The sequence below is a fragment of the Danxiaibacter flavus genome, assembly GCF_041060425.1.
Lineage (GTDB): Bacteria > Bacteroidota > Bacteroidia > Chitinophagales > Chitinophagaceae > Danxiaibacter > Danxiaibacter flavus.
Genome location: NZ_JAULBC010000006.1, coordinates 479446 through 504620 on the forward strand (window position 1 = coordinate 479446; position 25175 = coordinate 504620).

A 25175-nucleotide genomic window follows, 5' to 3' on the forward strand; every position below is an offset into this window, starting at 1 on the left:
CTGAGTACTTCGTACCTGTCCGGATGCGCATTCGGCGCGGGCGGGCCTCATAAATCGTACTACTAAATCACTTTTTCAAAACACACACTGTTTTCAATGCCTTCATACTGGCCGTAGTTGGGGATAATGGCATAATTATTTTTTGTGTACAGCTGAATAGCTTCCGGTTGTTTTTTGCCCGTCTCCAAAATGCATTTGCGATACCCCAGTTCTTTGGCCCACTCTTCAAGTGCATTCAGAACATCACTGGCGAATCCTTTGCCACGTTTTTCGGGCAGCACATACATTCGTTTTACTTCCATTGTTTCAGCTGCGTATTCTTTAATGGCTCCACAGGCAACGGGGGTGTTTTCTTCATAGCCAACAATGGCATGTTTTATCATGTCAATTTTGTTGAACTGATCATAAAAGGAATGATCGACACCATCCCTTATTGCAAGATCCTTATCGAGTTCGCAAACAAGCTGGATGAAATCTGAATCCGTTGAGTCTGTTCTTTTAATGGTAATCAATGAAGTCGTTTTGGAGTTAAATTGAGTTTTTACTAAACAAATATACTTCATTTGATCAGCGGTTGAGATGGCAGGTTTCAAGCTGTAAACCTCTGTGGCACTCCATGTCTGGTTCTGCCATTTTTCTGTGAAATAATATAATACAGTTACACAGAGACACACGGAGAACACACAGAGCTGCACAGAGAATGGTTTCAGATCTTCTGAAACGAATTGTGATCTGACAATAACGCTGTCCACAGATCTGTTATTGGACGGAAGACACCGGTAATTATTCAGTTCTTAGACTATTTATCGGATTGGCCAATGCAGCTTTTATGGTTTGTAAACTAATTGTTACCAGCGCAATACTCAACGCTGCACAGGATGAAATGATGAATAACCATGCCGGCAGTGTCGCCCTGTATTGAAAATTCTCCATCCACCGGTGCATGAAATAGTAAGACACAGGTATGGCTATCAAAAGCGAAATCATTACAAGCAGCATAAATTCACCCGAAAGTAATTTCCAAAGCACGGCGGTAGAGGCGCCTAACACTTTTCGCACGCCAATCTCTTTGGTACGCTGTTCTGCGGTGAATGAAGCTAGCCCGAATAATCCAAGGCTTGAAATGAAAATAGCCAGTGCGGCAAAAAATCCGGCAAGCTTGCTGATCCTTTCCTCAGATGCAAATTTCTGCGCGTAATCTTCATCAGCAAACTGGTAATCGAACGGGGCAGATGGAACCAGCTTTTTCATGACTGCTTCAATTTTAGGTAACGCTGCACTCATTGCAACAGTTGGCTTCACCTTAATAAACATCCAGCTAACGCCGCCATTGTTGCCTTTGCGGTAGTACAGGATGGGACGGGTTGGTTCATAAGGAGATTCAACTACCATGTCTTTTACCACGCCGATAATTGTATACTTAATTAGTTGTGAATTATCCATCCACCATGTCCAGGTAACTTCTTTCCCAATCGGATCGTCAATACCCATTTCTTTCATTGCAGATTCATTAATGATCAGGCCGGATGAATCGATGTCGCGCTCACGTGAAAAATCCCTGCCTTGCGTTACCTGCCATCCCACGGTTCTGCCATAGTCGCGTGAGATGGCCAATGTGCCGTAATTCTGTTCTTTATCAGGATCGCGTCCCTGCCAGTCAAATCCGCCATTGTTGGAGGCGAGTTCTGTTACCTTGCCCATCGATTCTGCAAAATCGGCAACGACATTTGTACGTAGCAATTCTTCTCTGAACACATCATAATTACCATAGAAATCGTCCGAACGCATGTTGATCATGATGAGGCCGTCGCGCGAATAACCAACTGGCCTGTCTTTGGCATGCTGAACCTGCCGCATAATAATGATGGTGCAATTGATCAATGCGACAGAAATTGCAAACTGAAATACCACCAACACCTTGCGCGGTATTGCCGCTTCAGGTCCGGGTCGCCAGTTGCCTTTTAATGCTTTGAGTGGTTTAAATGAAGAAAGATAGAGCGCCGGATAGCTGCCTGCAATAAAGCCTGTGATGAAAATAAACAAAACACTTGCAGCCCAAAAGAACGGATTGCCCCACGGAATATGCATGTCTTTGCCTGAAAGCTGGTTGAACCAGTTAAGTGATGCCATTGTTAACAGCATCGCAAATACAAAAGCAATCGCAACAATAATTAATGATTCGCTGAAAAACTGCAGGATCAGTTGTTTACGCATAGATCCAATGGCTTTTCGGATGCCTACTTCCTTAGCTCTTTTTTCTGAACGTGCCGTACTCAGGTTCATAAAGTTGATGCAGGCAAGTAATAAAACAAAGGCGCCGATCAGTGATACGAGCCAAACCATGCGCTTTACAGCCGGGTCCCGGTTTCCCCTGCGGTCACTTCCTTCCAGGTGCCATTTGGGCATTGGATCAAGAATAACTTTGGGATTGATTGAAAGCTCCTGCCGGTAATTTTCATCATCTACATTTTTGATGTGCTCGATTTCTACATTTTCAATTCGACTGTTGACTGATTCAAAACTTGTTCCCGGTTTTATTTCAGCGAACAGCTTCATAAAATGATTCATCCAGTCATTGGTCGCTCTTTTTTCAATCCAGTCGTTTTCACTTACCCATAAAATAAACGGGGAGATAAATTTGGTTTTGGTAAGCTCGGTATTCAGGGGCAGATCTTCATATACGCCGGTTACTGTAACGTTTGTTTTATTGTTGATGAGTATTGATTTGCCTATAGGATCAACATTGCCAAAAAGCGCTTCCGATGTTGAAGCGGAGATGAGAATTGAATGCATGTCCCGCAGGCCATTCCTGCTTCCTTTCACCATTTTTAATGTAAACATGTTGGGGGCTTCTTCATCCATATAGCGACCAATGCGGGATACTTTTTTTTCTCCTGCAGAGAGAATTGATACATTGCCTGCAGTTGCTCTTACCAGGCGCTTGAAGTTGTCCTTGTAATTAACGCTTATTTCGTTTGCTAATGGATAGGAGAGGGTTGAGCTTATAAAGGATCCATGATTTTTATCTGTGCCCGTAAAGCTCACTTTTGCGATGCGATTGTAGTTGTCGTGATAAGTGTCGAAGGACAGTTCATCATGCAACCATAAACCGGTAAGTATAGCTACAGCAATGCCAACACTTAATCCTCCAATGTTAATAATGGTGGCTATTCTATTTTTCAGCAGGTTTCTGAGCGCGATCCTGAGATAGTTCTTAATCATCTCCAAAGTTTTAGCGGTGAAAGTTTCGGTTGCAGCTGAAACGCAGGAGCTTAAAAAAAGTTACAAGCCCGTTTAATATTGGAAGCAATTTTTTAAAAAACGCAAATCAAAACCGGCATTAAAATTTGTCTGTTTTGAAAACGAACAGTTCATGTATGAGAAAAAAAATGTAAGTTTCATGTTCAAACTACTTTTTATGAGTAAACGATTGCTGCTGACCCTAAGCATTATTTGTGCGTTGACTGCCTCTGCGCAAAAAAATAAAGAATACCCTGTAAAAGCCGGTGAAGTACCGAACGCTGTGCTACCAGGTGAAGCGAAATATGTGTTACCCGCCTTTAAACAGGGAACTGCAATGTTTAAGAACAAGACTTCCAATTCGCGGTTGTTCAATTACAATTACCTGCTGAATGAGATGCATTTCATTAGTGACAATGGAGATACCCTGGCCGTTGCTGAACCTAATTTGCTGGACTATGTGCGCATTGACTCCCTGTATTTTTATTATGATAATGGCTATGTACAACAAATTGCCAGTCGCAATGAATTTAAGTTTGCGGCAAAACCTGAGATGGTGCAGGTTCTTGATAAAAAGAAAGGTGCATACGACATATCTTCAGGTACATCATCTATTGATTCCTACCAATCAGTAGTTACTGACAATGCCCAGCTTTATAAATTGGAGGTTAGAAAAGATGTGTTGTTTAAAAAAGTTGCGTCATTCTATATAGGCGATAAATACAATCATTTTGTAAAAGCAACAAAAAAGAACTTTAATACTGTGTTTGGTGAGCAAAAAGTATCAGCTTACCTGAAAGATCATAAGGTTAATTTTAATATGGAAGACGATCTCAAAGGTCTGTTTGAATATTGTACTATGTAACCTCGCTTATTTCACAGCCAACGGCCGCACGTCGTTCACTAATGTGAGTAACATTTTGCCAGGTTCTTCCAACGGCACCAGGTGCGCAGAGTTTTCAAACCAGATTCCCTTCTTGGAAGGTGCCTTTACTTTTTCCAGCCATGCGGCTGTTGGTTCGGAAGGTGTGGTATAATCATGTCTTCCCATAAACATAAATACAGGAATAGGGAACTCGTGTACGCTTTTGAAATCCACAGAAAGAAATTCAGGCAATAGCTTCGATAAAGAGAACAGGCTTCCCTGGTCTATGGCTTTCGCATCGGTTTTGCTGTATTCCGGCGACAACAGCGGTGCGTTAAAATAATACATCGATTCGTTTCTGTATGCACTTAGACCGCCATAATATTGCGGCCACTTTCGTGCAATAATAATCCGTTCGCGCGTTACCGGCTGGTTGCCCGGATATGGCGCAATGGATTTCAATTCGGCCAGGGCCTCATCATTCTTAAGTCTTGTTGCTTCTTTTACACCAAACTCGTAGCTGATCCGCTCGTTGTCCATGGTGTTGATGATCTGTCCTATACCTACATAAACATAAAAAAGATCCGGCCTCTTAATGGCAGCTTTCATCGCTACAATTGTACCCCAGCTATGGCCGATAAGAATGACTTTTCGCTTGTGGTATCGCTGTTTAAGAAATTCAGTTAATTCTATTGCGTCGTTTACATATTGATCTATGTTTATAGTCTTGCCCAGGTCTGCAGTATCATTTGTGGCGTATGTTTTACCTGATGCGCGTTGGTCATAGTTAACTACCGTAAAATACTCTTCAACCGGCCGCTGGAACATCCACATAACCGGTGACATTGGTGAAGCTGGTCCGCCATGTACAAACAGGATCACAGGATTGTCTTTATCCTGTCCGCGAACAAATACCCATTGCTTTACGCCTCCTAACGAGGTTTCGTAGTTTTCTTGTATGCCTTTGGGATTAACTATCTTGCCGAGATCTGCAATGATCTTTTTTGCATCTGCATAATGGTCGGAATCATCTGTGTTTTGACCGAAAGAGGATGTTATTGAAATGAAAGTTAGCGTTAAACAAGCCAATATGTATTTCATTCAATAAACTTATTGATTTTACGGAAAAGAATAAAATGTTGCGGCTATAGCGTTTCGCAACTTTGCGGCAATTCTTCAAACACTTATCTTTATTTCTTTCTTCAACAAAATATAGACATGAATAGAAAACGAATTATTGCATGTTTGATATGCAGCGCTGGTCTTGGTCTCGCAACCAACAGTGTTTCTGCGCAGGTATCAGCCATCAAAACCGAAACAGTTAAAGGCGGGGCGCTCATAGGGCGATGGGATATCACCGTTAATGAGAATGGTAAGGATCATCCGTCATGGCTGGAAGTTGAACTTTCCGGTTTCCGCACGTTGGTAGGCAGATTTGTAAGCACCGGTGGAAGTGCAAGGCCCATTTCAAAAGTGAACTATGATAACGGTAAATTCAGCTTTGCCATTCCTCCACAATGGGAGCAGGAAGATCGCGATCTTACACTTGAAGGAAACGTTACAGAGTCTGGTATTAGCGGAACAATTCATACAAGCGAAGGGCAGATCGTCAATTTTACCGGAGTAAAAGCGCCCGATTTGAAAAGGGCATCAGCACCAGCATGGGGCAGTCCTATCAAGCTGTTCAATGGAAAAGATCTGACAGGATGGAAAGCTGTCGGTAAAGAAAATCAATGGATAGTAAAAGATGGCATACTCACAAGCCCTCACTCAGGCGCTAACCTGATTTCTGAACAAACTTTTAACGACTTCAAATTGCATGTAGAATTCCGTTATCAGAAAGGAAGCAATAGCGGCGTTTATTTGAGAGGCCGGTATGAAACACAGATCATTGATAACCCGAAAACCGATCATCCAAACAGTCATTTATTTGGTGGTGTGTACGGTTTTCTTGTGCCAAGCGAAATGGCTGTGGGCAATCCCGGTGAATGGCAGAGCTTTGATATAACATTGGTTGGCCGCATGGTTACAATCGTTGCAAATGGTAAAACCATTATTTGCAACCAGGAGATTCCTGGTATTACCGGCGGCGCATTGGATAGCAGGGAAGGTGATGCAGGCCCCATTTATTTCCAGGGAGATCATGGTCCGATCGAGTTCAGGAACATAACTATTACACCAGCTAAGTAAAATTTTTTTATTTTTTTTGAACCATATAAGGCATATAAGAATATTTAAGGTTCTTGCTTTATGTGGTTCATTTTTTTGCAGGGAAACCTTCTCTTCTGTTTTAAAGAAGCTACCCCAATTTTGCATTTCTATTTCCTTGTATGACTTCTATACAACTAGTGAATAGTCAATGGTCAATGGTGAAGGTCCAATCTGGCTAAGTAAATGTAAAGTCATTTTAGTGCAATTATTATCGCAGGCAAAATTCTTATGTGCTCTTATATGCCTTCTATACAACTAGTGAATAGTGAATGGTCAATGGTGAAGGTCCGGGCTGGCTAAGTAAATGTAAAGTCATTTAAGTGCAATTATTATCGCAGGCAAAATTCTTATGTGCTCTTATATGCCCTCTATACAACTAGTGAATAGTCAATAGTCAACGGTGAAGGTCCGGGTGGGTTAAGTAAATATATTCTCGTATAAGTGTTATTATTATCCTGAGCAAAAGTTCTTATATTTTCTTATATGCCTTATATGGTTTAAAAAACTTCGCTTCGGTCAGCTTTAGGCTTTGCGCTTTAAGCTTTAAGCTTTCGGTTGTTCACATCTTTTCAAATTTTCTCATTCTGTAAGCATTCATCGCTGTTTTGCCGAGATGGTTTCCTGAAAGGCTCTTTCTTCATAAAGCGTCATGTTTAAAATTACAGATTAAATTGCGGTACCTGGCGATCATCGCGTTATATTATAACAAATACTATTTAATCTTTTACATATATTGCAATCTACTGCTTAAATCAACCAGGCCTGACGATGAAACATCTTGCATTGCTTTTATTTCTTTCTCTGGTAACTGTTTTTTGCTTCGGTCAGTTGGACGAACTGAATCAAAGAATATTAAATTGGAACAGTATAAATACAGATCGCCCCAGGGAAAAACTATTCATACATTACGACAAACCATTTTACAGGATCAATGATACAATCTGGCTAAAAGGATACCTGTTAACTGCCAATGAAAATTTGGGGAGTGATAGCAGCCGAATAGCTTATATAGAAATAATCAATGCGCAGGATGAAGTTATTAAACGCGTAAGCACGCCTTGTTACGGTGGTAATTTTTATAGCAACATAACATTGAGCCAGGATGATTTCAAGCAAGGCAATTATTTGTTGCGCGCCTATACAAAATGGATGCGCAACTTCGGTGACGCTCTTTTTTTTGAAAGCCGGTTTAAAATAATAGATCCCTCGTCAGGAGAGTGGGCCATTGCGTTTAAGGAGTTTCAGTTTCAAAATAACCGGCTATCACTTTCCGCCAATTTGAAAAATAGGGAGAATCAAACGCTGTCCAATAAAAGAGTCAATATCCGGCTGAGATCAAATAAGAAGGATCTGTTTCAAACACGAATGACCACCGATTATTCCGGTAATCTTTTTATAGACACTTTGCTGACCAATGTTCCTGAAAAAAAGGATTTGGTTTTCCAGATCTTTGACAAGGGTAATCTGTTGGTGCAGGCACCTGTTAAGTCAAATGACAAACAATATGTTGATCTGCAGTTTTTGCCCGAAGGAGGAACTTTTATTGCAGGCAAAGAACAGAAGCTCGGGTTCAAAGCTTTAAATGTTTATGGCAAGGGAACTGAGGTAAAGGGCGTGATTAAGAATTCAAAAGGGCAGGAGGTAACCAGTTTTGCCTCAGCGTTTAAAGGCATGGGAGTAGTGTCATTCACGCCTGAGCTCAATCAGCTGTACACTGCATTTCTTGAAAATGGCTCTATGTTTTCTTTACCATCTCCACAACCATCGGGAACATTATTGCGTGTAACTGATGACGGAGATAGTCTTGCAATAAAAGTTGATGCGAGTCCGGATCTCGCAGGTAAAAGATTTTTTATTGTTGCTTCTATGCGAGGGTTGATACATGCAAGAGGAAGCTTAAGGCCGCCTTATGAACTTAAAATTGCAAAAAAGGTATTTTCCTCCGGGGTGGTACATATTACATTGTATGATGAAACAGCGAAGCCTGTTAACGAACGTTCTGTATTTGTCTGGCACAATGATGCATTAAAACTGAATCTATCATCACACAAGCCTGCATATGGAATAAAGGATAGTGTTCAGCTAGCATTAAAAGTGACCGATGTGAATAACGGATATATACCCGGACATTTTTCCATGGCAGTAATAGATACGAGCCAGGTGAGTGTGGCTGAGAATATGGAGAACTTATTGAGCTATATGTTGCTGAGCTCAGATTTGAAAGGAACAATAGAGGAACCTTATTATTATATCAAAAATTCAAGGTCAGCAGCCACTGATGCATTAATGTTAACCCAGGGCTGGGTGAGTTATAACTGGGATAACAGTAGCTGGGCCTATCAACATGAAACTGCGTTTGCTGTTACGGGTAAAGTTTCAAACATATTCAATAAACCGTTTAAGAATTCAAGCGTTACGTTGTTTGGAAAAGAGGGATGGCGCGATGCGTTTTTTCTTGATACTGTCACCAACGATGAAGGTGTGTTTACATTTGCAAATTTTCCTGAATTTACAAAAGACAGTGTCAGCCTGGTGATTCGTGCACTCAATAAAAAAGGTAAAGCCTTCAATGTTGGTATTGACCTTGAACCGCCTACTTACCCTTTATACAGCTCCGAAAAAATAGCTTTTTCAGGAGATAATATTTTGTTTGACACAATTGCGAAACAGTATATCAACACCCGTACAAAGATGGTGGAGCAAATGAAGGCTGAAGGGAATTTTTTGCAGGAAGTGGTTGTTACCGCAAAGGCAAGAATTCCCGGGTCCAAAAATCTGAATGAAAACGGAGGTTCTGATGAAACAATCACAGAAAAGATGTTGGATAAAACGCCAAAAGAAACGTTGTTGGATGTGCTTAAGGCAAAGGTGACAGGTTTCCGGCTAGGGACGCCGCCAAAATCTTTCCAGTGGTGTTATCTCATCAATTCAAATGTTGTCCGCTTTATTATTGATGGTGTTGATCTGCATTTCTTTTATCAGCCAACGGCGGCAACGTTTAATGATTACCTTCTTTTCCTGGATTCCTATCTTAAGTATTTTTCTGCGGAAGATATTAAAGGAATTGAAATAATGAACCGGCCCCAATATAATTCAGCTTATAAGGCAAGTTATCTTACACCGGCGGAAAGAATGAACTCAAGCCCGGTAACGGTTGACTTTTCTTTTGTTGAGATCACGACTAAAACGGGACAAGGACCCTTTCTCAAAAAAACACCGGGCATGTATTTGTATAAGCCGCTGGCGCCGGTTTTCGGTAAGCAGTTTTACAGCCCGCGTTATTCATTACCTGAAGAAAAAACGATCTTCCCTGATCTGCGTTCAACGGTATACTGGAATCCTGAAATTATAACCAACGAAAAAGGTGAAGCCAATGTTTCTTTCTATACATCAGAGAGCAAAGGCGGTTATGTTATTGTTTTACAAGGGGTGGGTTTTAATGGTGGCATGGGTGTGCTAAGCATGCCTTTGAATGTTATGGGTGAAATTAAAAAATAGAGAACTGATAATTGAATATCGTCTTGTCAAGTGAGCTTCGTCAGCTTTGGGAGATGTCTGCTGTGGTCGGCATCACGATCCTGGTATATCAGGAAAAGTAATCATGACAGCACTGGTAACAAGATGGCAATGATGTGTAAGTCAGGAACCGCATCTTCACCTCGAGTCAATCATGCGGCATGCACAATCCAAAATGAGATGACAGATACTTATCGCAAAAGCACTGTGTCTTCTTCGGCTGTTTCTCCGTGTAACAAAAAAGTTACACAGAGCAAACACGGAGGTTCACAGAGCGTATGCTTGCATGCAAATCCGTCATTATCACGACAGGAGAGGTCTCACAAATATCGATCTGATCATGAAATTTTTGAGCGCTTGAAATTGACAATTCTTAGAACACGCAATCGATTGATGGATGATTTATCACTGACTTGTTCTAATTTTCAAAAATGCTGCATCTTTCTAACGGATCTATTTTAAAAACGATGTTGAAAATGGCCAGACTAGTTGTTGTTCCCTTAATAGCGTTATGTTTAATGTGCCAGGTATTAAATGCACAGAAAAAAGACAACCGCATTTTTATTCAAACCAATTACAATGAAGCAAAAGATTGGCAACTTGTTTGGCAGGATAATTTTGACGGAATATCAATAGACACAACTAAATGGACAAAAGTTCCCCGCGGTACTGCTGACTGGGACCGGCATATGAGTTATGACGATAAATGCTATGCGCTTAAAGATGGCATGCTGTATTTACGAGGTATAAACAATCCGGACAAAAATAATGACACGAGCCGTTACCTGACGGGAGGCATTTACTCCAAAGGCAAATTTGCTTTTCAATATGGAAAAATTGAGATCCGCGCCAAACTGGAATGTGGCAAGGGTGCGTGGCCTGCGATGTGGATGCTTGCTGAACAGGAAAAGTATGGAAAGTATCCCCGGAATGGCGAAATAGATATAATGGAACACCTGAATTTTGACAGCATTATTTACCAGACAACACACTCTTATTACACACTCGAGCTTAAACAGCCAAATAATCCGCCACATTTTGGTACGGCAAAGTTGGATGTGTCTGGATTTAATACATTTGGCATTAACTGGTATCCTGACAAAATCGTGTTTACATTAAATGGACAGGAAACTTTTACCTATCCGCGTGTGAAGGACGTTGATCCTTCTCAATGGCCATACGACCAACCGTTTTATGTGTTACTGGATATGCAGCTCGGCGGCAACTGGGTTGGATCAATTAACCCCGGTCACTTGCCCGTGCAAATGATTATTGACTGGGTGAAAGTGTATCAATAATTGACAATTTAAAATGTGCGAATGTGCAAATGTGTGAATATGCGAATGTGAAAATATGCGAATGTGGAAAGTATGCGTGCGCGCATTCATTTAAAATTATATTTGGGCGTTGTAGATTATAAGCATTCCTGCAATTCAATTTCATTTTCAATTGTCGATTTTTTCCTATCCATTACAACAGCTATTTACACCTCTGCACGTTTGCACATTCGCTCATTCGCTCATTCGCACATTTTCAATTGTTGACTTTCAATTCTCCATTACTACTTCACTCGGTGTTTCCCGGCGAACGAAAATGCACATCCCGTTGCGGAAACGGTATTACAATTCCTTCTTTTTTGAAGGCAAGATCAATCCGTGAAATAATATCGCTTGTTAAGGCGAAAGAGTCTTTTATATGTTTTACCCAAAATCTTAATTCAAAGTCAACCGCGCTTTCATTAAATCCTCTTGCCAACACAATTGGTTCCGGATATTTAAGTATGCGGTCATCATTATCCATCGTTGTTGCAAGTATTGCATGCACCTTTTCCAGGTCAGAACCATAAGAAACACCAACCGGAATGATCAGCCTTTTTTTGTTTTTAGACATCGTCCAGTTAATAACATGATGGCTGAGAATATCACCATTAGGGATAACAACAGAAGAGCCATCAAACAGCGTAATAATGCTGCTTCTAAAACCGATTGATTTCATTATTCCTATTTGACCATTCAGTTCAACAATGTCACCTACGTTAACCGGTTTTTCAAAAGCGATGATTAATCCACTTACAAGATTATTGACCAGTCCCTGCAAGCCCAGGCCAATACCAACACCTAATGCGCCAATTACGATGGTGATCTTATCAATAGGTAAACCAGTAGCAGCAATGGCGAGAAATAATCCAAGAGAGATGATCAATATCCTTATAAGCAGTAGCCAACTGCCAAGAGATGCACCTTTTTTTTGTTGATCCGTCGTTTCTGTATCAGAAGCAAAGAAAGATACAATACGTGACAAAACCATTGCACAAAACATGATCAACAGAAATATGAAAAGCCCGTATATGCTAAACGTATAATCGCCAAGGGTTCGGTCAGCATTAAGAAAATCATTGAAGGGTGCCACAATCTGTTTATATGCGTAAAAGTTTTTTGCAATGAGTATGAACCAGCCAACAACAAGCAACACATAAAAAAAAGCAGGTACTTTTTTGCCGACTTTATCAAAGTTGAGGTACAGCATTTTTTTATCGGGAGTTGTATAAACCTTAGAGGAAAGATAAAGCGTCTCATTTATTAACCGGACTACCCACAGGAACATAATAGCGATCACAACTCCGATATAGCCCATGATCAGCAAGGTTTTTGAAAAATTGTACCTGCCGTAAATATTAAACAGGGCAGATGCAATCTCCAAAAGAATCACAAAAACAATAAAATAGACGATTCTTTTTTCTTTTAACTCATGAAATTTTCCCTTGAGTAATATATTGATGCAATACACAATACCTGTTAATGATAATCCCAGCATAATCCATCGTTCTGCTCTGGAAGCCTGTAACAAAAAATTGTCTGCACTGGCGAGGATGAATAAGACGATCAGCACAATCCAGAATTTCATCCAGTAACCGGATATGTAATTTTTGAAAATGAAAATGAGACAAACAAGGCTGATCATCCATAAACAAAAACTAAAAATAAAGGGAGGGTCAAGAAAAAAGAACTGGAACAGGCTTATGACGATTATACATGCTGATAAAAATGGGAATTTGATAACAAGGTGCCCGTTGTGCAGCCCCTCTTCGTTGTCGCCGGTTATTATCTTTTGCTTAAGTGTCCGCAGAAATATAGTCACGATCCCAATTAAAAGCAGCAGAACTACTATTCTTCCAATGCTGTCGCCAGTATAAAATTGTAATGTAAGTTTTTCTTTCGCAAAGGAATGATATACAATTTCACTAATAGGCCTGCTGTATAAAACCGGTGACCAAATGTTGCCAAATTCACGTTTAAAGGTTAATAATGACAGGTCTTTTCTGTAAACGCCAACATCTTCAATAAGTCCTTTTAGTTCCAGCACTTCTACATCTACTTTTAGCTGAAGGTCCTGTATTGCAGTTAATGATTTATCTATCGCGCTATCAATAGGGCTCATTTCTTTGGCAAGAACTGATATGTGTTTGACATATTGCACAAAGTGAATAGAATCTCCCGGTACTTCATATAAGCTGCTGTCTGTTGAAAGTGAGTCAATTTTATTTCTGAAAGCTGTTAACTGATTGGCATAATTATCTACACTTATTTTGTGTTTGGACATTAAGTTGAGGAGCTTTGATAAAATGGTTTCTGTAACGGTAAGATTTCGTTGGGTTTGGGAAGTTCCGACATTGCTGAATACACCATCTTTGGTTATTTCGAGTGACTGTTGAACATGGTCAATGTCTTTTTTTATAAGCGGCGTATCCAACCTTTCTTTTATAAAGTTTTTGGCCTGCTGATTCACTTTCTTCATCTCTTCCAGCACTCTGTTCTGTTGGATAACCAGCTTCCCGGACTGGTATTTTTCGGCGTATTTTTTATTGGTTGCCTTTATACCTTCCCTCACAAGGTTAATTCTGTGCTGGAACTTATTGGCTCTTAAAGTGTCCGTTGGCTGTGTTTGAATAATAGAATCCGTCTGCTGGCAAATAGCATTTAAGGTGAAGCCCAGGCATACAAACAATAGCAGTGTTCTTACAGGGAGCATACAATAAAATGGTTATAGCTTTTTAAACAGCGTGGTGAGCGCTATCTGTAAAACTGGTTCTTTTGTACAGGTCTTGGTTGACCTGGTTCTGCTAATATATATAATTAGTTTACAAGGGATAAATAATAAATACCATGCATATGATGAGGATATAGCGTAAAAAAACACGATCGGGAAATCGCGTTTTTAGGGACAATCCGAGCTTATTATTTTAAATCCCTGGGTTAACGATCACTGCCACTAAGAAATTCATTTATCATTTCAACTACAAGCAAAGGAATTTTGCTGTTTGGGTTGGGTGCACAGATCTCGCCTATGTAATCTCCATGACCACCCGGCAGGATGGCTGCCTGGGCGTTTGGTAAAAGTCGTGCCAATTCCAGCGCATGTTCCGGACGGACGACATCTCTATATCCATTTAAAACAAGTGCAGGTGATTGAATAGCGTGTATGAGCGAATTATCAATATCCTTAAAATTTGCCATTCTTGCTACGTCGCGTTCAAACATTGCCTGCAATCCTTTCGGATCCGGATTACTCTTAAGATAAGCATCCTGCAGTGGTTTTGGCATGGCACTCAATTTTACGTTATCAAAGCCATCAAAAAAACCGGGAAGCATGCCTTCGCGTTTAGAGCAGGCAGACATTAATACCAGTTTATTTACCAGCTCCGGATGCCGGATTGCAATTTGCAGGGAGGTAGTGCCGCCGTTACTAAACCCCATAATATCGGCTTTGCTGATTTGAAGTTGTTTGAGTAATGCTGCCACATCATCGGCGTCCTGTTCAAAGCTTAACGGCCGGTCAATATCTTTTGTATGGCCGTGTGCCTGAAGTTCTACCGCAATTATTTTGTGCGTTTTTGCAAGCTCCGGCAATACATGTCCGTATGTGGTTTCAATCGTTGAGCCGCCGCCATGCAGAAGTACTAACGGGTATCCATTGCCGTGGATCTCATAATACATTTGCAGGCCGTTTACAGCAGCATAATGTCCTGTAGCTTTTTCCTGTGCATTCATTTGCGTAAGGCTTATAATGATTACAAGTAAAGTTAAAAAGGATCCGCGTTTCATAACATCTTCATTTGTTGAACAAACCTAATGCGATTAAACTTGTAATTCAGTGTGCCGGTGCGACAGTTTTGCGGGTGCATTGCGTCAACGCAAAATAGCGCGCGACACATTAATGCAAATTTCAAAGAACTTAATAACGGGGAATTGTTTTCAGGATCTTCTTTTTAATACAGGTATATTCATCATGGTTAAACTATCACGATAATCAACATACAATATATCGCCGGGTTTATTAAAGCGATATGTTCTTCCTGTTACAATGCCCGTAGTTGTTAAAGCTGTTCTTCCGGTGTATTCAAGTTTCACTTCTGCTGGTTGCCTGGATTGTTGCAGATTGCCTGCATGGCTGAAATGTCCATCTTTTTGCGCCGCAATAAAGGCTGCGCTTTTGTTTCCACAGTTGCACATGGTTAGGTTTTTAGGTGTTAGGTATCAGGTGTCAGGTATAAGGTTTGAGGTGTAAGGTGTAAGGTTTGAGGTGTAAGGTAGGTTTAAGGTGTAAGGCAGTCAAGTGGTATCGACTTTATAGGTATATAACAGCATACCTTATGCCTCATACCTTATTTCCAAAGCCCGATACCTTACACCTGACACCTGATACCTGATACCTGTCACCTCACACCCTACACCTCATCCCTCATTCCTTATTTCTTCAGGCAAATAATACGTTCGTTATAAACATTATTGCCTGTCCACTGGCTATCATAAATGGTCTTTTCTACTGCACTCAGATAGATCTTTCCACAAGGAGTTGTTGCTCCTGCTGTTGCGAATACATGTGAGCCTGAAGCATTCGAATTGCCTGTCACTGCCGGGCCGCCAAAAGTGCTTACCAGTGCGTAACTCTGAAGATGTGCATCGTATACAGAATAGGTTGCTGTAATAGGCGCGCCTACTGCATAGTGTGTACAATCTCCTAAGTCGTCAACACTCAGGTGTATGTCAGGCGCAGTGTTATCCATTTGAATGTATTTTGTGAATACGCCTGCAACGCCTTCAATTTCCAGTTCAAGCTTCAACAGATCATTTGTTCCGGGAGACCATCTTGCCAGAACGCTTTCAATGTTGTTATGATATTCCTGGTAAGGATAATAACCTGAAGCGTTGATGCTCACATAATGCGTTTGCACATACTGTGGAGCCGGAGCAAGTGCGGTTGTAGCAAATGTGTTTGTTAAATAGTATGAAGCGCTTGTAGCTGTATTGGTGACTTTAATACGGTAGTTGTGGCCGAAGAAAGATGGCCCCTGTATAACAATAACGCCGCCGAAAGGACTGTGGTTGTACACCCCGATCTGGTTTAAAGCGAATTTAGCGCCAGGTATTGTTAAGCCGGTAGCATTGTTTATCTCGTTAACGGTTATGCCGCCTACAATACTCATTAAAGGTTCCAGTTCACCGGTGCCGATTCCTGGTCTGATTTGTACGTATGCGTCAACCCTGTTGCCCCAATATTCAAGTTTATCCGCATCGGTTTTAGAAGGCTCAACATTCCATGAAAGCACCGCACGTATTTTTACAACTTCGGGATTGGCACAGAGTTTTCTGATTGAATTAAAATCATATGGCAGCACAGCTGCATAAGACAATCCTCCCGCAGGAATATCAGAAAGGTCGTGCACGTTGATGGATGTGGTGCCCAGATGATGCCAGTTGCAATCATTGTTCAGGTCAGCCCAGAATGATACATACTCGTAACTGCCATGTGTGCAAAGATCTCCTGAGTAGCCGCTGGGTCTTTTGATTCTAACGGAAGCAACCAGTTGTTCAAGATTATAATCGAGGCCAACAGATTCCAGTTGCTCGTAAGAAACATCCGCTTTTGTTTTGAAAAGTTCGTTCAGAATATCCACCCAGTTGATGCCGTATTGCTTAAAGCTTTCAATATTCTGCGAGATAATGTTAGAGTCTGTTGTGTCCAGTGATGCTTTTACATGTTGCAAGGCAAAACGGCCAACGGACACGGTTCCTTTATACAGGCCTGCAAGCGTACCAATGTCTAGTGGTTGTAAGGCTAGTGTGGATTGTACCTGCTGTAATAATGCATCTCCGCCGGCAAATGTTTTTGCGGCATCTGAAAGTGTCAGGTTGGGCTGAATAATGGCTGTCTCAATTAGTTGGGAAAGATCTAATTTTTCAAAAATAATCTTCCGCCTTGGCTTGATCTGTACGCGATCGTCGAAAGTGTTTCCCCAAATTGAATGGTAGTTGGGTGAGTTGGCTGGTGGAATTTTATTCCATTCAAGAATTGCTCTAACCTTCGGCAATACATGTACGTTACAAAAATTGGTTTTGGGTGTAATGTTGAGTGAGGCAGAATAAGACAGCGGCTTCTCCGGGTTCTGCCTGCAATCTGTACTCGTTGGTATGTCGTGCTGGTTTACGCCAGTGTATCCCTGGTCTTCCCAGCCGGCGCCGTAGTCAAGATAGAAACGTACATACGCATGTGAGCCGTTGGTACATAAATTACCCAGGTACCCGTATTCCTGTTTGGTTGCAAAAATAGCTTCCAGTCTCTTTAGATCAGGCTGATAAGATACTGATTTCAATTCCTCGTAAAAGATGTTTCCGGAATATGCAGCAAGTTTGTCCTTGAATACTTTCACATACTCCAATGTAGAAGGGTGCTCCGAAGCATACAATGCGTTGAAGCCAAGTCTGAGCTCTTGTAACTCTTTTCTGATTTCCATGGTTTAAAGTTTTTTAGCATGCTGTTTTGTAAGTTAACAGCAAGGCGTTTTTTGCCTACTCTTATCAGGATTTTCGGCAAGCTCCTTTGAGTGTATTTATATTTCTGGCTGGTGACTTTGGTTGAAGTCACAGCATTTTCACTGAGTTCATTTCTTTGAAGGATATTTTTGCATCAACGATTTGATTACAAGAGCGGACACATAGAAATTTTAGTAAGCATGTAAGTATAACCGCGGGGGAGAAAAATGTTACCCCTGGTGGAAGAAAGTAAGACGTGTAAGACAGTAAGACGTGTAAGACAGTAAGATGTGTAAGACAGTAAGATAGTAAGACATGTAAGATGTGTGGCCTGGCGCTGTTCTCTGTGCGCCTCCGAGTATTCTCCGTGGACCTCTGTGTAACCGTATTTTTAGATTGTATTGACAATCAGAATAGTCAAGGTTTAATAGATCCATTGAAGTCTCCAGATGAAACTGTTGGTTACTCCAATAAGCCCGTCTTTGTTCAGATTGCTTGCGCCATATCCAAAACTGATGCGCCAGCGTGTTGATGCCCACCAGTTGAGTCCGAGATACATTTTGTCCAGCAATCCGCCCTGTACATCCCTGCCATTCAGGTTAACCTGGGATATGCGCGCTGCAACTTCCCAGGCGCCTCCTTTGCCAACGGGTTTTATTCTTCTTGCGTAAGCTGCTTTTTTATCGTATGGGCGTTGTTCGCCACTTATAACCCAGCTGCCTGTAAAGTAATACCCTTTAAACTGCTGCGTGCCCTTAGGCGTGTTAGCCCATGCATGAACATATTCGCTCAACAAAGAAAAGTTGTCGATGCTCCACAATTGCTCAAAGCCGAAGTTCCATGACCTGGATGCGGGAAAGTCTTTGGTATCTACATAATACGAAGAAACATTCGATTCATTTCTGCCCTTGTATCTAAGAACGCCGTTCTCTGCTTCAAGATATCTTACACTTGCGCCAATGTGCACAAATCTGCGTCCGTTATCTTCATAGATCGGTAGCGCAGTAACGCGCGCGGCAAAAGTGTTCGCACTTTCAGAAAAGCTTTGTCCCTTCATGAACCAGTCGTTGAACAAACCGGCAGATGCTGTCATCCGGTCATTCAAAAATGATTTGTTTAGCCGAAATCCGATGTTACGGTTGACAAAGAAGGGATTAAGTATGCGTTCCGTTTGAGGCAGGTTGGCCGCATCACCTACCATTTCATATACAAAGGGTTCTTTAATTTTTCCAACTGTCAGATCGCCAAGCATACCCACAGGAATAATAAAATACAGGTCGGTAAAATTCCATTTGTTTTGTGTGCCCGGATCATAGTCAAGTCCATTGTGGCCCGCGCTGATAAAATAATGCCATGGCCTTTTAAAATTAATATTTCCGCGTATGGAGATTCGCAATGAACGGAGATCACCCTGGTTCTCCTGTTTGCCAACCTGTTGTTTGCTATCGTTATCCTGTATAAAAGCACTGTAGTCAATAATAGGTGCAAAGCCAAGCTGGTAAGTAAAGTATTTGTTGCCCCCATTGGTCCAGCCCATGTGCCTTGCATGTACAACATCGGGCATAAAATATTTTTTTCCGGTATCGATGAGTACTTGCTTTTGAGAAGAATCAACATTGTCCATGTTTTGGGCGGAAACCTCAAAAACCGAAAAATAAATTATGCAGACCAGGAGAGATATAAAACGGAATGTGAATGGTGTTATTTCACGTGTATAATTGGATAAGGTTTGAATCATGTAAAACAAATAATATGTCCAGGTAATCTCTCTTCTGCCGGCCTGTATCGTAACACAAACTATATTTATTTTTCTTTATTTGCAACAGTCTTTGCCTGAAAGAAACTAACTGCGACGAGGGTTTAGAGTAAGCAATATAATTATTCCCGTGACAAGCAACGTTGCATTTACTCCTGTAAAAAGTATGAATTGATCATACGCATTCAGTGACTTATCTTCCATAAACTTAAATGCATATTGCCCCCAGTTATTTAGTGCGCCGTGTGCCAGGGATACAATCCAGATGCTTTTCGTTCGTAACCAAAGCCAGTTGATAATAAGGCCTGCACCAAATATGCCAAACGGGTGAATTAATACAGTTTGAAATGGAGAGATATCTTTCAAGTAAAGGATTCCGCTAAGCATAAAGGGTATGTGCCAAATCGCCCATATTGCAGCGCCCAAAACGATGCCTTTTTTTACCGGGAATCTTTTAAACAATCTTGGCAGCATCCAAGCGCGCCAGCCAATTTCTTCAAAAAACGCAAGTGTGGATACGATCATCAAGCCAACCGCTGCATTTGTTGCTATTTTAAATACCAATTGTGTGTATGTCAGAACGCCCCAGCCGACTTTTTCCGGTGCGTTATAAAAGCCGTTTTTGTCCGGTGTCAACCATGCCTGCCATGGGAGCCGGCCGTTATGTAAATATGCCGTCAAAGGAATACAAGCGACGTGTATGACTGCGGGAATTAAAAATATGGCAATGAGGATCCAGCCTATAGATATTTTTTTCTTTCTGCCAGGTAGGGATACCGGTTCTCTATATGTAAATGTCATTGCCAATACTGCGCCCGCGGGAATGATCATTGACAGGTATCCCATCCATATAAATGTACTTTCATGTCCGCCGGTAAATCCTATAAACAAGGATAATACTATACTTAACGAAAAAGTAATCACAATGTAAGCTCCTAAATGGTCGTTTTCTTTCATTGCATAAAGGCTGGTGCGTTAACTATAGGTGTATGGAGTTTATAACGGCATAAGGCATGACCCTATAATGATAATAAAAAGTAAGAAGGTTTGCAAGGCTTGAAAGATGCCGGTTGTCAGTAAAGCGTTGCCAATTCAATGTCGTAGTCAAGGGTTGTCAATATCAAGCGCTCATAAAATATCGCGATCAGATCAATATTCGGGAGACGTTTCCTGTCGCGCCAATGACAGATTTGGGTGTTGTGATTTTTTTCATTGCCGTTCCGCCTGCCCGATCAGTTCAGGCGGGCTTTAGCGAACGGAACATAAGGCTAACTTGAATATGGCTTTAGCCACACGTTATGATGTTGGGCTAAAGCCATGTTTAAATTCAATCACTATCCGTCGGTTAAAACCGACGGCAATGAATGAAAATCAACCACCTCCATAAACTGATTTGTCATTTGATTTTTGATTGTGGTTAACTAAATCCCCAGTCTAGGTGACAATGCGGTTACAGACTTCTTTATTATTATGTGCCAGCTATTAGGGCTGCTATGATTACTTTTTCTGATAAGCAAGGATCATCATGTATTCGACGAAGGGAGACATCTCCCAAAGTTGACGATGTATGTTTAACTAAATGACATTGAGTTGACAAATACTCAATTTTTAATGAACCAGAGCGGGGTTAAAACCGTTATATGTTGTATTCCTCCAATTGATACATCATGACAATTCGCTCCTTCGATAACTCTTTAAAAGATTATTTATGCAGAATTTCTTACAGCACATAAAATCCCGCGTGATTGCAGGCGTCATTTTCCTGATACCTGTATTTGTAATAATAATGATCGTGCAAAAATTGTGGAAGATCCTTTCCGGAAGCGGTCATTATGTGGCAAATATGCTTGGATTCAAACCCATATTTGGTAATAGTTCGGCCCAGATAGCAACCGGGTTACTACTGATATTGCTTTTTTATTTTTTTGGATGGCTTGTTAGATTCAGCATTTTAAACAGGTGGCGCGATTGGGTTGAAAATGCACTGCTGCAATATATACCGGGATACCTGACCTATAGGGCGCAGTTACAGGAAAAGATCAGTCCTACCGAAGATCCCCGTCAACCTGTTTTAATCGACACTTTAATGGGGAAGCGCCCGGGGCTTTTAATTGAGGAGTTGCCGAATGAGATGATAGTTTTCCTCCCGAATTCCCCCGATACCAATAATGGGGAAGTGCTGTTTGTTGAAAAAATTAAAGTGACCAAACTTGACATAAAGGCGCCGGTGTTTATGAAGAACATGCAGAAGTTTGGAAAAGGATTGATAGGGAAATAAAGTAAGAATTGCCAGGCTTGCCCATTTAAATACATTTCAAAATTAAAGCTGACGCCAAAATCTAAATCCCCCGGACAGTCGTGTCTTTTGATGATGCCAGGGGATTTTTGATTGGTTTATTTTTTCGCTGTCGTCAAGCCACCGTCCGTTGTTTTTTGTATGAGTTTTACGGGGCCCAATAAACCGGAAGGAAGCAACGGTGATCCTGACTGGTAGAAAGGCATGGTTGTGTAAGTAATTTTATTAATAACACCCGGCTGCTGATCGCCAATCAAACGGTTTACCCAAAGATTGGTGACCTTTACTTCAACTGTATTGTTCCCGGTTTTAAGTGCGCTTGTCACATTAACGCAGAATGGGTGTTTCCATACAATGCCTAAAGACTTTCCGTTTACAATCACTTCAGCCATATTCTTCACTTCACCAAGATCCAGCCATATCTGTGCGTTTTTTGAGAACCATTGTGCAGACGCATTGATTGTTTTGGTGTAAGTACCGGTTCCTGAGAAATATTTTACACCGTTATCCTGGTTGTCAGTCCACGAAGACAAAGTATTCACATTTACAGAGGTAGGCGCTCCGCGATCTTTTTGGAAACTGATGTTCCATGATTCGTTTATAGCCACTAATTCTTTTTCAGCTACAGAAGGCAGCGTGCGAGTGTTTGTTGCTGCTTTATCTTTAAATACTACAAATACAGCATCGTTGGGTTCCAGATGTAGTTTTGTTTTTGTCGTGCCATTTGCTATATTATAAGGCAGTGCTTCTTTCTCGCCTGTTTCAGCGTGCCAGAGTTCCGGAACTTTTCCTTCCATGCGGAAACTGATATCAAAGTCTTCTGTTCTGTCTGTGCGATTGTTGATCCAGTAAATATCGCGGTCGCTGGCTTTGCGATGTACATATAGAAGCCTGGAAGTTTGCTGAGGTTTGTTGTAAGTTACATCCGGCACAATGTTCAATGCAGTTAGTGTTTCGCTTACTGTTTTGTTGGCTATTACCCTGCTGTTGCCCGATCCCCAGATTGCTTGCACCAAAGATTTAAATTCATCGGGGCTGTCCTTTAAGCCGGTAACGGACTCCGGTACTATGCCGCTGATCGTTGCCCCGGCTTTTACCAGCTCGTTTATTTTCTTTAATACCGGTAATGACATTTGTCTTGCATTGCTATCTAACACAAGCACACGATAGTTCATACCGCTTGGTGTAACCAGTCTGCCATCTTTTACCGATAGCAGGTTGATGAGTGCATCTGCATTGATAAAGTCAAAATTATAACCTTCGGGAATTGCAGGTAACTTCTTTCCAAATAAGGCTGTAATGTTATTGTCTTCTCCGTAGTAATAAATGAGGTCAGCCACAAACTTGCCCTGCTGCAACATATAGCAACTGCGTGCAAGGTAGTTGGTCCATGCAATTGCCTGTTCGGCCCATGTTTCATGGCGGTTAAACCATTGGCCGAATGGTCCGAGTCCCAGGCCGGGTATTTTATTATCAACCGGTTGGTGAACGGAAGTATGAATGACAAACCTGTTCAGTCCGCTTGCAAGTTCAAGGTCGGCTGTTGGCTTTAACTTGTCCGGTGAGTATGACCATGCTGAACCGCCAATGCCCAATGCTGTAAGTGATTCCGCCGCAACCAGGTTTTGTCCGTAAATATGTGCTACAGATGCTGACTCGCGAATATCCGCTTCGTGCATCGTCTGTCCGCCGCCAATAGCGCCGGGCATCCATATGGCAGACATGGGTACGGCGGCACTACGTTTAATATCCATTCCGTCAGCAATAAGTGCCCGGCCGCTTTCATGCGATTCGGAGTAGCGCTTCATTCCATATTGCTGCAGAAGATCAGTTAGCTGATCGTAGTGATTGGAAGCAACGAGATCGCTTAATGTTTTTCTAAAATCCCACAGAAATTTTTCACTTGCTTCTGCGCTTTTGACTATGTGCCCTGTTAATACAGGCATCCAGGGCAACATGCTATAACCGCGTCTTGTCTCAAACTCCTGCAACATGTTTGCTGTCCAGTTTTGAGATCCTGCTTCCCAGCTGTCGGTTACCATATATTGTAAGCCTCCATTGTTGCCCATTAAACCATTCGTTGCATTTTTATATTGATCAAGATAGTTGGTGAAGTAGTTTTTTACAGCTGTGCGATCAAGCTTGTCAACTTCTAAGCCCGTTGCCCCGGGAGACGCAGGATGGTTGGTAATGCCCATCAACGAATATCCAAAACGAACAATGTTCCAATTCCCTGCAGGTGCGGTCCAGTTCAACACGCCGTCTGCATTCATCTTTGAGGTAATATCAATCACATCACCTGCTGCAATCGCATCAGTATTATCGCTTGCATTTGTCAATTGAGCATTGAGATTTGGTGCGGGAGAAAAAGCATCCTTCTCTTCAAACATATTTATACGTGTTGCTGTATGCAATACCACTTCCGCAATGTCTGTCCCCGCCGGTGGTTTGGGCGGTTCAGCTTTATTACCAAGCATTGCGCCAAAATTCATAGGAGGTGGCGGATTCTTAACTGTTACGCGAAAATACTTTGCAGTAGTTGTTGGTATGGCAACGGTTTGTTGCAAAACATTGCCTGCCGGTATGTAGCAGATCCATTTAAAATTAGTGCCATCGTCGCTTGCTTCAAGGCTGCGTGTATCTTTAAAATCGCCAAACATACCGAAAGGCCCTTTATTGCCGCCACCAACCATGGTGACTGCTTTTATAGTTTGCGGTTGTGCAAATGCGAATTGGATCCACGCAAACCCTTTGGATGTGTCAGCAGGCAAAAGATTTGCGGTTGTTAGATCTCCGTCTGTTAATTGTGATAACTCAAAATGTCCCGCACTTGAAGTGACCGTTGGTTTTAGCTCCATCAGCGTCTTATCATTATCAGGAAGCTTATAGGCAATGACTGCTATTTCTTTATAGAAAACCGGAGGTTCTGTTGCCGGGCCGCCAAGACTCAATTCTTCCTTCATATGCAGGTTTTGAAAAGGGCCGGTAACGGACGGTGGCTTTGCTAAAGCAATGGTGGAAGATCCGCCTTGTACTCTTGTTTCGCTCCACACAATTTTCTTCATGCCGTCCTCAGGCTTAACCCATGGGCCGCCACTTTCACTCCAGCCGGGCGAACCGGCAATGGCCATTTCAAGATGTAATGAATCGGCAAGTTGTGCAGTAAAGTGAAATGCATCTTTCCACTCTGGTGTCATATAGGTCAATCTTTTTTCAACGATCTGGGGTGTGTTAAGCGAGGCATCAAAATTTTGAAATCCACCAATGCCCGCGCGGTGCATCCATTCAAGATCTTTCCGTATGCCATCCTTCGTGACATTGCCATTCATCCAGTGCCACCAAACCCTCGGCTTCGCTGCATTTGGCGGCGAGCTGAAATTTGCATACATCGTATCACCTGAAGTCTTATTTGTTTTTTGGGAAAACACTGACAAGCATGCCAGCAGAGCTGCTGAGAAAACGATCGGGCGTTTCATTTTG

The 25175-nt window shown here is 41.7% G+C and carries 15 protein-coding genes; 5 read left to right on the forward strand and 10 right to left on the reverse strand.

Annotated elements, in window-relative coordinates:
- Positions 1 to 62: 62 nt before the first annotated feature.
- Both QTN47_RS19110 and QTN47_RS19115 read right to left on the reverse strand, forming a co-directional pair.
- Complete coding sequence (locus QTN47_RS19110) at positions 63 to 563, reverse strand: GNAT family N-acetyltransferase (protein WP_369331011.1); 501 nt, start codon at positions 561 to 563, stop codon at positions 63 to 65.
- A 220-nt stretch (positions 564 to 783) separates the two neighbouring features.
- Positions 784 to 3222 (reverse strand): ABC transporter permease, encoded by a 2439-nt coding sequence (locus tag QTN47_RS19115; RefSeq protein WP_369331012.1) that lies wholly within the window; start codon positions 3220 to 3222, stop codon positions 784 to 786.
- Between the two features lie 196 nt (positions 3223 to 3418).
- Between QTN47_RS19115 and QTN47_RS19120 the strand changes: the two genes are divergently transcribed.
- Entirely contained in the window at positions 3419 to 4105 is a 687-nt protein-coding gene (locus QTN47_RS19120; protein WP_369331013.1) for a hypothetical protein, read from the forward strand.
- A gap of 6 nt (positions 4106 to 4111) precedes the next feature.
- Here the strand turns inward: QTN47_RS19120 and QTN47_RS19125 are convergent, their stop codons facing one another.
- Complete coding sequence (locus QTN47_RS19125) at positions 4112 to 5206, reverse strand: alpha/beta fold hydrolase (protein WP_369331014.1); 1095 nt, start codon at positions 5204 to 5206, stop codon at positions 4112 to 4114.
- 117 nt (positions 5207 to 5323) lie between these two features.
- Between QTN47_RS19125 and QTN47_RS19130 the strand changes: the two genes are divergently transcribed.
- From QTN47_RS19130 to QTN47_RS19140, 3 genes are all read left to right on the forward strand, one after another.
- Entirely contained in the window at positions 5324 to 6295 is a 972-nt protein-coding gene (locus QTN47_RS19130) for a 3-keto-disaccharide hydrolase (RefSeq protein WP_369331015.1), read from the forward strand.
- Between the two features lie 789 nt (positions 6296 to 7084).
- Entirely contained in the window at positions 7085 to 9814 is a 2730-nt protein-coding gene (locus QTN47_RS19135; protein WP_369331016.1) for a hypothetical protein, read from the forward strand.
- 494 nt (positions 9815 to 10308) lie between these two features.
- Positions 10309 to 11130, forward strand: coding sequence for a glycoside hydrolase family 16 protein (locus QTN47_RS19140; RefSeq protein WP_369331017.1), 822 nt, complete (start codon positions 10309 to 10311; stop codon positions 11128 to 11130).
- Positions 11131 to 11398: 268 nt separating this feature from the next.
- Here the strand turns inward: QTN47_RS19140 and QTN47_RS19145 are convergent, their stop codons facing one another.
- The 6 genes from QTN47_RS19145 to QTN47_RS19170 form a co-directional block, all read right to left on the reverse strand.
- The gene (locus QTN47_RS19145; protein ID WP_369331018.1) at positions 11399 to 13861 is read right to left on the reverse strand and encodes a mechanosensitive ion channel domain-containing protein; all 2463 of its coding nucleotides are present in this window, start codon (positions 13859 to 13861) and stop codon (positions 11399 to 11401) included.
- Between the two features lie 224 nt (positions 13862 to 14085).
- Positions 14086 to 14934, reverse strand: a complete 849-nt coding sequence (locus tag QTN47_RS19150; protein WP_369331019.1) for an alpha/beta fold hydrolase — start codon at positions 14932 to 14934, stop codon at positions 14086 to 14088.
- 150 nt (positions 14935 to 15084) lie between these two features.
- The gene (locus QTN47_RS19155; RefSeq protein ID WP_369331020.1) at positions 15085 to 15342 is read right to left on the reverse strand and encodes a hypothetical protein; all 258 of its coding nucleotides are present in this window, start codon (positions 15340 to 15342) and stop codon (positions 15085 to 15087) included.
- 236 nt (positions 15343 to 15578) lie between these two features.
- Complete coding sequence (locus QTN47_RS19160; RefSeq protein ID WP_369331021.1) at positions 15579 to 17624, reverse strand: hypothetical protein; 2046 nt, start codon at positions 17622 to 17624, stop codon at positions 15579 to 15581.
- Between the two features lie 443 nt (positions 17625 to 18067).
- Positions 18068 to 19381, reverse strand: a complete 1314-nt coding sequence (locus QTN47_RS19165; protein WP_369331022.1) for an OprO/OprP family phosphate-selective porin — start codon at positions 19379 to 19381, stop codon at positions 18068 to 18070.
- Positions 19382 to 19486: 105 nt separating this feature from the next.
- A complete protein-coding gene (locus QTN47_RS19170) occupies positions 19487 to 20356 on the reverse strand; it encodes a CPBP family intramembrane glutamic endopeptidase (protein WP_369331023.1) in 870 nt (289 codons plus the stop codon).
- A 751-nt stretch (positions 20357 to 21107) separates the two neighbouring features.
- Between QTN47_RS19170 and QTN47_RS19175 the strand changes: the two genes are divergently transcribed.
- Entirely contained in the window at positions 21108 to 21677 is a 570-nt protein-coding gene (locus QTN47_RS19175) for a DUF502 domain-containing protein (protein ID WP_369331024.1), read from the forward strand.
- Positions 21678 to 21793: 116 nt separating this feature from the next.
- On the opposite strand, the gene QTN47_RS19180 is transcribed toward QTN47_RS19175, so the two are convergent.
- Complete coding sequence (locus QTN47_RS19180) at positions 21794 to 25171, reverse strand: glycosyl hydrolase (protein ID WP_369331025.1); 3378 nt, start codon at positions 25169 to 25171, stop codon at positions 21794 to 21796.
- Positions 25172 to 25175 lie beyond the last annotated feature (4 nt).